This is a genomic window from Roseibium sp. FZY0029 (genome assembly GCF_036350355.1).
In the GTDB taxonomy this organism is placed as follows: Bacteria; Pseudomonadota; Alphaproteobacteria; order Rhizobiales; family Stappiaceae; genus Roseibium.
In genome coordinates this window covers 15975-30783 of sequence record NZ_JAZDVZ010000014.1, presented here as the reverse complement: position 1 = coordinate 30783, position 14809 = coordinate 15975, and the positions used below count along the sequence as shown (strand labels likewise).

Below are 14809 nucleotides of genomic sequence, written 5' to 3'. Positions count from 1 at the left end.
TTCATGACGAAGGTGCAATACTACAAAATGCGCTGAATTTTCTTTAACTTGGCTGGTAAATGGAGCAAACTCATGGCTCTTGCGCGTGCGATTTTTGGTATCCTTTTTCTGTTGCCACTCCTCGTTGCAATCAGTCCCATGGCGGCGGCCCGCGATGTTAATGTTTCAACCGGGCCAAGTATTGTTCATGCCGATGTTGTCGCGCTAGATCAATTAATCGTTTACAATCGGTTTGGATCCTTCGACCCTTACGGGATGGTGTTTGCGCTTCGGCGCGATGTCAGCAGCGCCGGCGAACTCGGTGATAAGAGGAATGCAGGCGATTGCGCGACACGCACCGGTGTAGAACCTGGAACCGGCGCACTCATTGCCGGCAAAGTGCGCCTGAAGGACTGCAAGCGCCCGCGGCCGCTGGTGCTGCGCGCACGCGCGGGTGATATCCTGCGTATAAACCTGACCAATCTGCTTCGCCCGGCACAGCCGGGCATTTCGAAGACCTTTTGCAGGACGCAGCCGGGCAATGGCGTTCTGCCGAACATCACCGATATTCGCGCCCATGTCAGCACATATCCCACCGCGGGCGATGCGGCACCCTTGTGCAAAGATGCCGCCAAGGCTGATGAAGAGGCCCATGAATTCGATGCGGACGTGGCCGGCGCAGGGTCCGATTTTCCGCGCACGCGCACCCTTTCTTTCGTGGTTCCCGGCATTGAGCCGATTCCCGGCCCAAAGGATGGGGGGATCATCCCTGTTGCCTGCAAGGGGCTTGGAGCCATCGAGCCGGACGACACGATTACATGCCATTACCGGCTCGACCGGGAAGGAACGCATTTGTTCCAGTCGATGGCAGCAGCCGCAGGAGGGGAGGGCGATGGCGGTTCCTTCACTCATGGCCTGTTCGGCGCTTTGATTGTCGAGCCTAAGGGATCATCCTTCTACCGCAGCCAGGTGCCGATGGCAGCGTTTGACAATGTGTGGCAACGCAACGATGCCATTGTTCATGCGCGGGTGGGCACGCCTGAATATGAAATGAAACTCGACGCCGATCGTGCGCCAACCGTGAAGAAGCTAGGTGTTTCCAGCCCATGCGACGCGGACGCGATGATGCCCGTTGCCAACATGCTGCGCGATTGCGGAACCGATGTGATTTCGCTTCCTGGCCGCGAAAGCCAGACGCTTCCGGTCCGTGAAATCGTCCATGGCGACATCAACGCAATCATTGTGCCACCACTGGCCCCAGCTGCCGAACCGGGTGGTGCCGGGACACTCAATCAGAACAACCCCTATGAAAAGCCGATTGCCGAACCGTTCCGCGAGTTTGTCGTCATCTTTCATGACGAATTGAAATCCTTTTACACGAAGGAAATGGAATCGCTTGGCAGCTTCGAACAGTTTTCGGGCATCGGCGACGGTTTCGGCATCAACTATGGTGCTTCAGGCGCCGGCTCGATCGTGCTGGCCAACAAACTGAAGATCGGTCCGGCCGCCGATTGCCCGGAATGCGCCTATGAGGAATTCTTCCTCGGCAGCTGGGCTAATGGTGATCCGGCGCTGTTGGAGAGTTTCGTCGACGATCCGTCGAACGTGCACCACTCCTATCTCAATGACCGCGTCGTCTTCCGCAATTTCCATGCGGGGCCGAAGGAGACCCACGTCTTCCATCTGCATTCGCACCAGTGGTTTGCCGGCAATGACAGGAACCGCGGCGCATATCTCGACAGCCAGACGATCGGCCCGCAGCAGGGCATGAGCTACGATATCTATGGTGGCGGCACCGAGATATATCGCGCCGGCCCCAAGGTCGACGGCAAGCTGCAGAAGGGCTGGTATGAAACACTGGGTTCGGGAAATCGCAACCGCACGCCCGGCGATGCGATCTTCCACTGCCATCTCTATCCACATTTTGCGCAAGGCATGTGGGAGTTGTGGCGGGTCCATGACGTCTTGGAGGATGGCACCCGCACATTGCCCGACGGGCAATTTAAACCGGGGCTGTCGTTGGATCCCCGGAGGGATCCTGATGAACGCAAGATGGTGCGCAGTGGGACGCCGACGAGTGGCGAGGGCCCAGTCTTATGGGCTGCATGGGATGATAAACAACTGTCTGACACAGAAAAGGCTTCTTATCTGCAGGAAGGGACACCTATCCCCGGCCTCTTGCCCGTGCCGTCACAGGCAGCACCGCTGTTGCCGACCTATGATGCAGCCGAAACCAAAATTGCGGACCTCAGGGGTTTTCCCGGTTATCCGTTCTACGTGGCAGGCGAGGCGGGGCACCGCGCACCGCAGCCGCCCATGGATATTGCAGTCAAAAAAGACAAACGTATGGACGGTGGTCTTGGCCGACACATTGTCACTGGCGGCGAGCGCATCCGCGATGTTGCAACCAGATGGAAGGCAGGCGAAATCAGTCTTTCCGAAGCTGAGGCCGCCGGGCTCGAAATCAAGGACGGTGTTCCTTACTATCACCACAAAATCGTCCCGGTTACCGTCGCGCAGATGCTGGCGCTCGGTGATCTGACCGAGGCCTACCACAAGCTCGAGATCGAACTGCTGCCGCCGGACGGCACCGTGCTTGAGCGCAATGCGATGGCATTCCATCACAAGGGATTGCGCGAAGGTGTGACCGGTGACCGCCTGCTGCTGCGCAACGCCAATGGCGTGACACTTGCAAGTGTTCCCGGTGACAGCTCAGGCGCATTGCCAGTCATACCGCCGGTACCGGCGCCCGGTGCCCCGGCAACCGATAGAGCAGCTTACAACAGTGCTGTTGAAGCTCGTGCTGCTGCTTCCGGCTATGCATCTGTCTACCTGCCGTCGCCTCTTGCCGGCCCATCAGACCCTGCCGATCCGATCGGCGTGTTTGCGGTCAATGGCGCGGCACCCCGGCCCGGCTCGCCGTTTGCAGATCCGTGCGGCGCGCCCGATGGATTGCGCAACTCGCCATTCAGGGATCCTTATAAGGCGGCTGGCTCCACCGGATCCGATGCCTATCCCTATTTCAACAAGCGCCACAAACCTTACCGCTCGATTCTCGCAGGCGGTGCGGACAAGTTCGGTAATACCTTCGGTTCCTACCCGCCGAAGGAAATGACCTACGATCCCGGCTTGTCAGGTTTCCGCCGCTTCGAGGCTTCGGTTGTCCAGTTCGACATGATCGTCAACAAAGCCGGTTGGCATGATCCGATGGCGCGCATCAATGTGCTGACGGAAAACAGCGACAAGTACAAGCCGGCTGTGGCCGACCAGCTGGCAGGACCACGCGCAGTCAGCGGCGAGGAAGAACCGTTTTACTTCCGTGCCTTCTCCGGCGATTGCATCGAGTTCCGCCATACCAACGAAACGCCGCACAAACTCGACCTGGATGACTTCCAGACTAAAGTTCCGACCGATACGATCGGCCAGCATATCCACCTGGTGAAGTTTGACGTAACGTCCTCGGACGGCTCCGGCAACGGCTTCAACTATGAAGACGGCACTTTTGCGCCCGATGAGCTGAAAGAGCGCATCCACGCCGCCAATCGCAAGGATAAGACCGATGGCGATGGCACCGGCTGGTTAGCACATCCCGACAATGCTTACCTCTTGTCACTTGATCCGATGCTTGGCGTTGATCCCATAGCGTTTAAGGCTTCTGTTGCGCCCGGTTCTCCATGGCAAGAGAAATGCGGCCGTCATGAGGAAATCTGGAAACTACGGCGGATGCAAAACCCGACCTGTTTCCAGACAACCGTCCAGCGATGGTTTGCGGATCCCATCCTTGCCAACACGGGCGAGAATGGGGGCAACGCGGCACCCGTGGCAGACCGTACCTTGCGCACGGTCTTCACCCATGACCATTTTGCTCCGTCGAACATCCAGCAGCACGGTTTCTACAATGCGTTGCTAATAGAACCGGCAACTAAGATCGTGAGGGTTTACGAGTCCTCGCAGGCGGAATCCGGTACCGAGCAGACCGTTGAGGCTGGCAAGTGGGTGCCCGTGGCTGGAAGCGCATCGGGCGCCCATGAACCGGAGCTCATCGATGTCGGTGAGGCCGGCAAGGGCGTGGGTGCTAAGGCGCGTGTGGAGACGCCCCCGACCGAAACGGCAAATGATGCGATTTCGGCGCAGGATCCCTATCACCCTGACTATCGCGAGTTTGCCCTCGCCATCGCCGACTTCGCGCTTCTCTACGACGGCTACAATGTCACAGACTCGAAGGCAGCACTTGAGGCAGACAGCGACGATGCCGGGCTTGATGGCGGCGGCAACGCCAAAGGGCTCGATCGCCTCATCAAGGAGGCGAGAGTCGATTACCGCGCAGCCCTTGATGACGCCAATGCGAAGCAAACGGAGCCCCTCAGGCGCGCCAGCGACATTTGCGAATACAATCGTGGCCGCGCACAGGAACATGACAAGGGTGGCAATGAGCTGACCCGGCCGGAAGGTGTGGAAACCCTGCCGCCTGCGCAGGCGGTGGCTTGCGAAATCCACGAAGAGCGGACAGCCGTTGAATGGCTGGCCAAGGCGGCCACGCAGCTGACCGAGAACTACTTCAAGCCGATCCGGGAAGCGCACGGCCGTCCGGTCTATCCGCCGGACCGTCCCGAGGCGATCTCGCAGACCCACCACGACCCCTATCTGGTGAACTATCGCAACGAGCCAATGCCGCTTCGTGTCGGCGAGAGCGAGGGCGGTACGGATCTGATCAGCAGCAGAAAGTGTCCCGATTTTGCTGGCCAGAGCCGTGACAGCGTCGAGGGTTTGCTTGCCGATGGCCGTGCGGACAGCATCAGCCGGCAAAAAGGCAAGGAGTTGTCCGGCGACATGGCCAATGTCTTCCGCTCGATGGTGCATGGCGATCCGTGCACACCGGTCCTGGAAGCCTATGCCGATGAACGCGTGATGTTCCGCCTGATCCAAGGTGCGCAGGAAGTCCAGCATGTCTTCACTCTCGAAGGCCGCCAGTTCCGCCGCAATGTCGACCAGGCCTACGCATTTCTTGCCCGCCTCGATGCGGACGAGGGCAAGAGCAACGGACCAACGCGCTGGAATGCCTGCATGCAAGCAGCAGAGACGGGCAGGCCTTGGCAGCACGTGCAATGGTTCGACAATAAGAGCGATCTCCAAAAAAGGCCGCCAAGCGTTGACTGGCTGGAGTACTACCGCAAGCTTGTCGCCGAGTGCGACAACATAACCGGCCTCGTCACGGCGCAGGAAATCGGCATTTCCGAGCACTTCGAAATGGCGGGCGTCTTCTCGTCCGACTCGGGCCGTGCGCCGGAGTCCGGCAATTTGATGAAGTTTGGTGGTTCCGGCGACTTCCGCGAGGTGCGTATGGCCGCCCTTCCGGTTCGCGATTCGCTCTATCATTTCGGGACGGTCGACGCACTTTGGAACGGTGCCTGGGGCGTGCTGCGCATCCACAATGCGCCGGACACCCTCGATGTGACCGATTGCCTGAGACTTGCCGAGCCGAAAGCTTGGAGCGACACCTGCAGTGACCGCGAACAACTGAAAACCAGGGTCGGCGACCGGTTGAAACCGCTTGCAAGCCATCCGCTGAGTGCTGCAAGCCTAGCACGGTTGCTGGTTGACGAGAGCGAAGAACTTGAGAGAAAGCGTGCGATTGCCGCAGCGCAGACAACAGATCTGGATTTGGGGAAAGACAGGGAGATCCTTCTTTACGGAACAGCCGGTGACAAGGAAGCCGCAAGCCTTGAAAGCGTGTTTCCCTCCTATCCGGATCTCGCCTGCCCGTTCTTTGATGGTGATGATCTTCCCTTTACTGCGGAAGAAAAGACAGCGCTTTCCGCTGCCGGGTTCTCAAAGGAAAGCATTGACCAGAAGGACATTCGCGTAACCGGTGCGCGCTTCAAGGCACCACATGCCTTCTCGGCGTTGGTTGCCATTGAGGCGCGGCATCTCCGGGAGGTTGCCGCCGACGGCACCGTTCTTAACAAGCCCTACGCAAACGGTCGTGTTGCCTATGGCAAGAATGGTGTCATCTACGATCCCGACGGGCTGATGTTCGTTCCGGTGCCGATCGCGCAACTTGGCCTGAGCGTGGAGGAGATCCTGCGTGCCGAAAGGCTGGGCGGCGATGAAAACGGCCGTTATGGAACTTTGCCCTGGAAGAAGGTGATCGAGGAAGCGAGCAGGGTGGTAGCCAAGCGCGGTGCCGTACCCTATGTCCAGCGCTTTAATGCGGGTGACTGTATTCATCTGGTCGTGGTCAATGCCTTGACCGAAACAAGCACAACGGAAGCCAATTCGACCGCCGGCCGCTACGGTGAAATGTCGGGCAATAACCGCGATGGCCTTCGCGACCTGCCAGGCGATGCTTTCCTGCCCCGGATTACGCGGCTCAATACAGACCAGATCAAGGATGGGGACTCCGACGAACAGGACTTGTCGACCGGTGAAATCAGCGGCTCAGCGTCACTGGCTGTTGCCATTCCAATGTCGAAAATGTCCAATGTCGACGATTCACCCGAACCGATTGGCGTCAATCCGCGGCGTGCATTGCCGCCTATGACGGATGGTGAGGTTTCATATGCCATCGATGTCATGTTCGCCGGGACCATCGGCTATGCGATCGACCAGCTCGACAGCTTGTTGAACAATGCAGAATTTTGCGGCCTGTATGACAAGGCATCGTTGGGCACGCCGGACTTGCGGGAGAGGTATCAGGCCCTGTGCGAAAACGCGCTGCTGCCTGCTGCTCCGACTTATGAGAAGAGTCATTTCGTTTGCGACGTTGCCGATGCGGGCGGGAAGATGCGCAATGTAGTCATGTGGCCATCCGCAGTACGGGCCTGCCGTCTGGGTGAAGAAGCCCGCCTCAACGTGCTTGGCCGAACCTATTGCGCCGCGTTTGAAGCTGACAGCTCGCTGCCGGCCTTGAGCCCGATCCCTCATACTGGTGACATCCAGCAATGTGTTTCGGGCCTGATCCGTCAAAGCATTGTTGATGTGGAAACCAAAGTCGACACGCGGCTGCGCGTCATTCCCCATGCGCATGGAACCCTGCCGGTCAAGTCGGTCAGCGATCCGATCAGCCATGGCGTTCATGGGCTGGCTGGGACGATGATCATCGAGCCGCTTTCAGCTACGTATGCTGGCAGGGGAGACCCTGTGCGGCGAAGCTACAACGGCTCGGCGCCCGCGACTGTCCGCATCAAGCCGCAATGGCAGGGCGGGGCGGCTTACGGCTATGCTGCCGAAAACTGGAAGACCGTCGACTACAGCGGCAGTGATTCGACCAAGCCGGGCACGACCGTAACCTATAAGAAGGTCACGCTTCCGGCGGTGTCGGGCATGGCCGACTACCAGGAGCTCATTCTGCCCAAATCGCTTGTCGCAGAGATGTCGCTGTTGTGGCAGGACGGGCTGAACCTTTGGGATGGTCGGCGCAGGCCCTTCTATCACGCCCGGCAGGGCGGCTGCCGGATCACAGCAGACAGTCCGGCTTCGGACTCTTGCCTTGCCGCGGGCAAGCGTCCCGGCGGCCCGATCCCCGATTGCGACATCTGTGACGACAGCTATGACCGAGGCGAGAAAGGTGTCTCTTACGATACCAACGCGCTCTTTGCCCGCGTGCGTGGCGATAGGGCAATCGAGCAGGATCATAGCGGTTCCCCGCAATCCGTCATGATCCCTCAGACCGTCGGTCCGAAGGACTGGTCGTCACAGTGCGGATGGCCGATCTACTTCGGCAGTATCAAGCCACGCGAAGGAAAGGGTGAGGGGTCATGCCCCTGGGCTCCCGTGATTGATCTGACATCTGACTTGAGCGCATGGCCATTGCCCTCCGACCTGTTCGACGATGAGAGGCTCGGCAATGATACGGCGTTGATCAACTCCAAGGCGGAGCAGGAGATCATGGTGCGTATTGTCGAGCCGCAGGGCAGGGCACGCCAACGGGCGTTCGTGCCAACCGGCACCGGTTATCATGACATGTTTCCGGGATTCGGTTCCGGACACAGCGCGCTGATCGCACCTGGCAAAGGGGTGACGGCCGCCATGAAGGCACCGGCCACGCCGGGCGACTATCTTTGGTTTGACGGTCCGCGCCAGCTGATGTCCGGCGGAACCTGGGGCTTGATGCGCATTGTGCCGAAAAGCAGCAAGACGGAACCGGCGGGAGGCGAGAATTGAAACTACCCTCCACCGTTTCTGGTGGGATTGTGGCCGGGATTTTGATGGTGGCCACGGTTTCCCCGGCATTGCCGCAGTCACTTCCCCAGTATGATGTGGAAGCTCAGGTCACTGCGGTCGATGGAGGCCTTCCCGGTCCCGGCGCTATGGTGCGGATCGAAATTGCCTATCTCGATCCGGCGACCGGCAAGGTGGTGTCCGGACCGGTGCGGCCAATCGGTTTTATGCGAACAATCAGGGCCGGCAACGATGATTGTGCCACGGCAGTGCGCGCGTATTCGCTCAACAAGGGCTTGTTCAAGGACGCATCATCGCTGACAGGAAGTCTTATCGTGACGGCAAATGCCGATGCAACGCTGAGCTTTGTTGATCCGTTATCCGACCTGAAAAGCGCGAATATATTCGAGCTTGTTCAACTGCCCGGGATTGCTGACGCAATTGTGCCCTTTGCAGGCGAGGTTGCCATTTTACTCAAGGCACGCGGCGAAGTCCTGGCCGTTGACGCGAGCGGTCATGTTCGATCAATTGTGCAGGGGCTTGAAGATGTACAGGCGTTCGGAGTTGCGGGGCCGGCTATGTTTGTTGTCGCCGGAAACCGTGTTGCCGGGTTCGGCCCCGGCGGCGAAAGGCTCTTTGAGCATGAAACCGAGGGGGGTGTAACATCCGTCACGGTTCTGGAGAATGGCCAGACCGGTGAAACACAAATACCGATGCTTGCCATTCTGGAATTGGACGGACGGCTTTCGGTCATCGGAGCTCTCGATGGAAGGCCTTCGGGCGGCTTCCCCACACAGGCGAATGTCGCCGGCGTCGCCGGGAATGCATCGGGCTTGCTCCTGCTCAAGCGGGACGGTGTTCTGCATCTACTCCACGCCAGGGGCCGCGCCCCGGTTGGGCTTGATCCCGGTTTCAGACCTGGCGGGCTTGTGGCCGACGGGTTTGGCCGTTTCGGGTTCGTTTGGTCAGACGACGGTTCATCCGGTGCACTTATAGATCTTGTGGCCGGACGGGTCGCAGACCGGTTTGACCTGCCTGCCGTCCCGGCTGGAGCGCTGTTTGCGGGGCGTAGCTTGTTTGTCAACCATCGCGATGATGCCAGCATTACCCTGATCGACACCGGTCCGCTCTCCGGGGTCGGCACCAAGGCAGCGATCCGTATCTATGAGATAAAAGCAGTGGGTCGTGCCACACCAATGGCGGTCCATGATGCCGATGGGGGCTGGATCGTTGCAATGCCGCCAGGGCTTTCTGTTGCCAATGTGTATGGCAATGGCAATCCGACAGCGCCAATGACCACAACTCCGCTTCGTGGCGCTCGGTCAAAGGCAATCATGACGCTAGACCGGACATTCCGGCGTACCGTACTCGGCAGCTATTCCGCAGTTGGGCGCTTGCCGATGCGGGGCCCGGTGCAACTGGTGACGGTGACCGACGACTACAAGACAATCCGTTGTTTCGACGTGGCAAGCAGCGCACCGCTGCCGGAGACCGAGGCCGCGTTGGCCATTGCGCCGGATTTTAAAGCGGTTGCCGGTGAGCCATTCGCGGTGGCCCTAGAAATCGCGCAACGGCCCCAGGGCATGCAGGCCTTGCCACCGGTCCTCAACGTCACGGTCCGTGACATGTTCGGCAATCGGGCTGACAGGATCGCCCGCAAGCATGAAGATGGGAGCTATCGCTTTGACATGACCATCAGTGCGCCCGGTCAGTATCCGGTAACCGCTGAGGCCGACGGCTTTCGCAAGCCGGTTTTCTTGATTGTGGAGGAACGCTGATGAAACGCCTTTGCATGGCTATCCTGGGGTTTTCTGTCGCTTGCGGCATAGCCCATGCCGGCGGGCTTGATCTCGACGGCACAGAGCTGCTGACCGCATCCGGAGAGAGGGTGACATTTTCCGATGAATTGTTTGACTCGCCTGTCACGGTCATCTCCTTCACCTTTACCGGCTGTCGCTCGATATGCCCGGTGTCCGACCTGGTCATGAGCCAATTAGCCGACATGGCTGACGAGGCCGGCACTGACGTCGCGCTTCTGACCTTCACGATAGATCCACTTAACGACAGCCCGGCGGTGCTGGAGGTGCATCGAGAGAAATACGGCTTTGAGAAAAATGAAAACTGGCGCTGGATCACCGGGGAACCGGGAGAGGTCTGGCATGTGCTGGATAGGCTCGGCATGGATGCCGGTGCATTGGACGATCATGAAAGCTACTTTATCGTGGCAAGCAAGAACGCGACGGAGGCCTTAAGCCTTTGGGAAACGACAGCGACAGCCGAAACCATCCTGGCGGCAGCCCGGGAAATTGCGGGATTGCGCTGAGGCCAGCCATTCTGGCTGCCTTTCTCTACCTCGTTCTGGTCCAGCCACTCTGTGCCGGATCTGAAACGCTTGAGCGCGGCCGCGCCCTTTTTGAGGGACGCGGCAGTGCGGCTACCGCCGTCACCGCCGTGGTCAATGGCAGGCCTGGCAACGCAGCAATTCTGAGATGTTCCGGCTGTCATGGTCGCGACGGAGAGGGGCGCCGAGAAGCGGATGCCATTGCGCCAGCAATCGTCCTCGGCGAAGGCGGGCTCGACAGGATTGGCATAACCGGTGAGGGCGCGCTTCGCCCGGCTTATAGTGTCGGCAGTTTCCATTCCGCCTTGGCGGATGGGATCGGCAGCGATGGGCGCACCCTGTCGGGCCGCATGCCACGTTACGCCATAGACCACGATGATACGCGGGCCTTGTGGTCATGGCTGGAAGCGCTGCCTTCCTTCCAACGGCAGGGCGTGACGAGTGACCGGCTGCTTTTTGCCGTGGCAGACGGACAGGGTGGAGCCGCAGCGACGGCTCTATCAGCCGAGTTGACGAGGGCTTTTCGATCCACAGATCCTATATATGGCCGTGCATTCGCGTTTCAGGTGATTGATCCACAGCAGCACAGCTGTCCGGGCGCGGGCGCGCTTGCCCTTGTCCTTGCCGGACTGGCGGATTTCGAACCCTTGCTGGAAACGGCGGTGCTGTGCGGCGTTCCAGTCATCGTGCCATTCGGTTCCCTGATCGGCACCGAGCAGGCGCATGATGTCCGCTCCATGTCAGCAAGCCTGCTTTGGCAATGGAAGGCATTGCTCGACAAGGCGGGGACGGATGCCGCAATCCTTCTTGCTCCCGATGCACCGGAATGGCAGGCGCGCGCATTGCGGCGTGCCGGCATGAAGCCGTCCGATCCCGCAGTGCTGGCCAAAGCGCGTCATATCCTTGTGCCGTTTGGCCTTGACCATGCCACTGATCTTCCTGTGGGGACAACAATTTATGCGCCTGCCACACTTTCGATCAAGGCCGCGCGCAAACTGTCCGGCAGCGGCAACCGCGAAGCACTTGAACTTTCTGTTTCACCGGTTACGACGGACGGCATGCCGGTTGCCTCTCCGGACATTGTACGCATGCTTCGCATGTTGTTGCAGGAGGCTGCCCGCTTTGCCGGCCCTCAGGTGACACGCGCCCGGTTTATTGAGGGGTTCGACGCGCTTCGTCTGACGGGCGAGCGCCTGCCCGAGCTTGATTATCGTGTCGTGAAGCTGACCGGCACACAGTCCGTTTCGGTGGTCCGTGTCGCGCCTTGATGGTCAAAGCGCCTCAATGTCCTTGCGGCACGGATCATTGATCGAAAGGAACCGCAGCATAGGCCCAAACAAGTGAAACCGGTTGTCCCGAAAATGGCTGCCGGCGGCATGGAGCCCGATCAACGAACCGGTCGCCAGATCAATCACGGCGCCGCCCGACATGCCCGGCATGGTTGGAGCGAAATGTTTGCAGTAGCGGGTTGCCTCGCGGGAGCTGCCGGTTTCTTCAAGTGTTCCTACCCCAATCAGCATGTTCCGCTTTTCAAGATCCGGATTGGTGCCGAAGATGCGGCGGATCGCTTCCGTTACGGGTTGGGTATCATCGTCCCGTTTAAACTGAAGGTCGAGCTGGGCAGCAGTTTCGGCGTCGGGACCTGGGAAGCCGATTACGGCGATCGCCGCCCTGCTTGCGATTTGGCTGTCGTTTTTGAACAGCGCCAATGGATCACCGGGTTGGAGCTCGCCATCTTGCAAAGGGCCCAGTTTGGCAATCGCAACTTCGAGAACCGTATCCTTGACCCTGCGGCCTGAGTCGTTATCGCCATAGATGACTGAATCGATTGGCCGGATGACAGACGCCTGGAGCGGCTGCGCGCCGAACACAGCTTCGATGGAACCGGTGTTCGGCATTTGCCACCTGCGTCCGTTCTCTCCAAAGTCGGCCAGGCTGCAATTGCAGTCGCGCAGAACATGACGGCATGTCATGATCTTGTCGGGCGCAATCAGGATGCCTGTCCCAACGGGGAGCCGGTCGTCGCCTATAACCCTGTCGATACGGCAAACGGAACGGCTGACCACCGCCAGCATTGTCAGCAAGGTACTGCCGTCAACCGTATTTCCTGCCGTAAATGCGGCCATGTCGGGATTGCCCGGGTCGGGCACTGTAACGGTATAGTCTACAGCAACCCTCAACGCCGGAAGATTGTCTTTCATCACGGCACGCGCGCGCATGGCATCGCGCAACACCATGCTGCGGGTACGCCCTTTCAGCGAGAAACCGGACTTGGCGGTTGGCTGCGCCGTTGTTTTTAGCTTGTCGTGTTTAGCGGCCATGGCACCCTCAAAAGCCGTTCGCTTCGGAAATCTCCGCAAGGCGGAATTCGTGTCCGTTGGACGGTGCTCTGCCGATAATCCGCTTGAGCAGGTAATTCATCGTCACCGGATCATTGTCGAAGCCGCCATGCGTTGCCGATCGCGAATTGTGGCCATTTGCCGGGTTTGACACTATGCGGTCAGGAGAAGCCGCACCGCCATCTGGCCATTGCTCCTCGAGTCCGGCAAGCGGGACTGGTTTGCCCTGAACCTGCTCCTCGAAAGCCCGTGACACAAGCCAAAGAATAGACTTGCCATAGATCGGCAATGAGGGATCTGCACTTCGTTCGAGGTGATCGGGCAGGTTGATGAGTTGCAAGCCGCGCCTGATTTCTGCGTAATTCATAATGTGAGACGCCAGCAGCTCCCTGGTGCAGGCAGGGGCAAACAGAGTTGTTGACGCGATCTGGCAACGCTGCTTCTGCTCGATCGAGCAGATCAGGTAAGCCAGCAGGATGGATCCGGCACTGTGTCCGGCAAGATGGACCTTGAGCGGCTGGGCGCTTTGTCCAGCGGCATCAAACAATGTGAGAAGTGCAGTATGGCTCTGGGTGCGGCTGACAAACATGTCGCGGGCATTTTCCTTCATCTGATGCCAGAGCGCCGAGCCGACAGGCGCAATCAGGCGTTCGGCGAGAATATCGCGGATTTCGGTCAGCGCAGAACCGGCCCGCTCGTTGATGCGTGGTGCAAGCGAACTGAGAATGTCGCCAATCGTGTCGCTGAAACTGCTACGCCAGACAAAGAAAACTGGGTAGATGCGGTTGCGTTTGAAAACCGGAATCATGGCCTTTGCTCGGGCCAGGGCGACATCGCGTGTGTTCAGCCCGCCATGGGCATAAAATATGACATGGTCATATTTCTTTTCTCTATTGGCTGCTATATGGCGCGCCGTCTCCGCTATACTGTCAAGGCTGCTGGCGTAAAGTCCAGCATCGATTAGCCTGCCGTTGCGGATGTGGATGATGTGGCCCGCTACGTCATTTTCGCGCACCGAAACAGTCTGTTGCCGGTCTCTATCTTCCCTGCCGCTCTTGACCGCATAGCCGCCGGTGGTCCCCGACGGTAACCTTGTCGGCGCCGACAGGCGAAGCAGCCAGGCATCGAGAACATGGGTCTTCCAATCCTCATAGGTCCACAGCGCAATGCCGGGCATAGGACCCTTGTGAACACCACCTACCGACAGGGCCTGCTCGATGGCGTTTTTGTCGAAATCCTTGCGGTTCTTGCGCCAGTGCCGTTTAAGCGCCGCCGCTAGATCATATCCGCCCCAGTCAGGCCCCCAAGAATTGAGGATCAGAAACCCTTCGGGGGTGTGACCGACAATCGCAAAAGCATGGGCCCCTTCAAGTTCAGGCTGCCTGGCGAGCTTGATCGTCCCGCGATGGCGCTCGACATTCTCCGGCCACCAGCCGTCATGGACCATGGCCGAAACCAGAATGGCTCCGGTCTCTTCTAGGGCTGCATGATAGTCATTGAGAACATGCTCAAGCCTGAAATACGCCCCCAATCCGACCTTGCGTGCGTCCTTGGCGACCGGGATGGTGATGGTATCGTTCTTCAGGCCCGGCAGGTAGGGCATGGTGTCTTCGCTGCACACACCCCGGTTCCAGAAACCATTGATAGCGCCGCGCACGGAGGAACCGGGCAGATCATCGTCGGGAAACTCGTCGAAGGTCTGGGCCGAGCTGTAAAGCATGCGCGAACTGACACGCCAGGGGACGGCTGCACCCTGGCGCCGTCGTTTGACATTCTGCATGTCGATGACAGTGGCTAACGCCTGGCCGGTACACGATCCCTCCGTCAACTGGTTGCGCACGGCAAGCAGATCGCCGGTTGTGCGGCCCGGAACCTGGAACGGTGCCTTGAACGCTGGGATTTCGATCAGTGACGACTGGTAGACATAGTCGCGGAAATCCGGGGTGTCAGGACGTGCATTGAGCACGTATGGAAACGACTGCTTGCCGAA

The 14809-nt window shown here is 59.3% G+C and carries 6 protein-coding genes; 4 read left to right on the top strand and 2 right to left on the bottom strand.

Features of this window, described 5'->3' with window-relative positions:
* The first annotated feature begins 255 nt into the window (after positions 1-255).
* The 4 genes from V1T76_RS27865 to V1T76_RS27850 are packed head-to-tail and all read left to right on the top strand — an operon-like array spanning position 256 to position 11748.
* Complete coding sequence (locus V1T76_RS27865) at positions 256-8142, top strand: hypothetical protein (RefSeq protein WP_330563934.1); 7887 nt, start codon at positions 256-258, stop codon at positions 8140-8142.
* Entirely contained in the window at positions 8139-9917 is a 1779-nt protein-coding gene (locus V1T76_RS27860) for a hypothetical protein (protein WP_330563933.1), read from the top strand. Before V1T76_RS27865 ends, V1T76_RS27860 begins: the two co-directional genes overlap by 4 nt.
* Entirely contained in the window at positions 9917-10462 is a 546-nt protein-coding gene (locus V1T76_RS27855) for an SCO family protein (RefSeq protein WP_330563932.1), read from the top strand. The genes V1T76_RS27860 and V1T76_RS27855 overlap by 1 nt, the downstream gene beginning before the upstream one ends.
* Positions 10396-11748, top strand: a complete 1353-nt coding sequence (locus V1T76_RS27850) for a hypothetical protein (protein ID WP_330563931.1) — start codon at positions 10396-10398, stop codon at positions 11746-11748. The genes V1T76_RS27855 and V1T76_RS27850 overlap by 67 nt, the downstream gene beginning before the upstream one ends.
* Positions 11749-11751: 3 nt before the next feature.
* Here the strand turns inward: V1T76_RS27850 and V1T76_RS27845 are convergent, their stop codons facing one another.
* A complete protein-coding gene (locus V1T76_RS27845; protein ID WP_330563930.1) occupies positions 11752-12801 on the bottom strand; it encodes a trypsin-like peptidase domain-containing protein in 1050 nt (349 codons plus the stop codon).
* A 7-nt stretch (positions 12802-12808) separates the two neighbouring features.
* Entirely contained in the window at positions 12809-14785 is a 1977-nt protein-coding gene (locus V1T76_RS27840; protein ID WP_330563929.1) for a C1 family peptidase, read from the bottom strand.
* Positions 14786-14809: the final 24 nt, after the last annotated feature.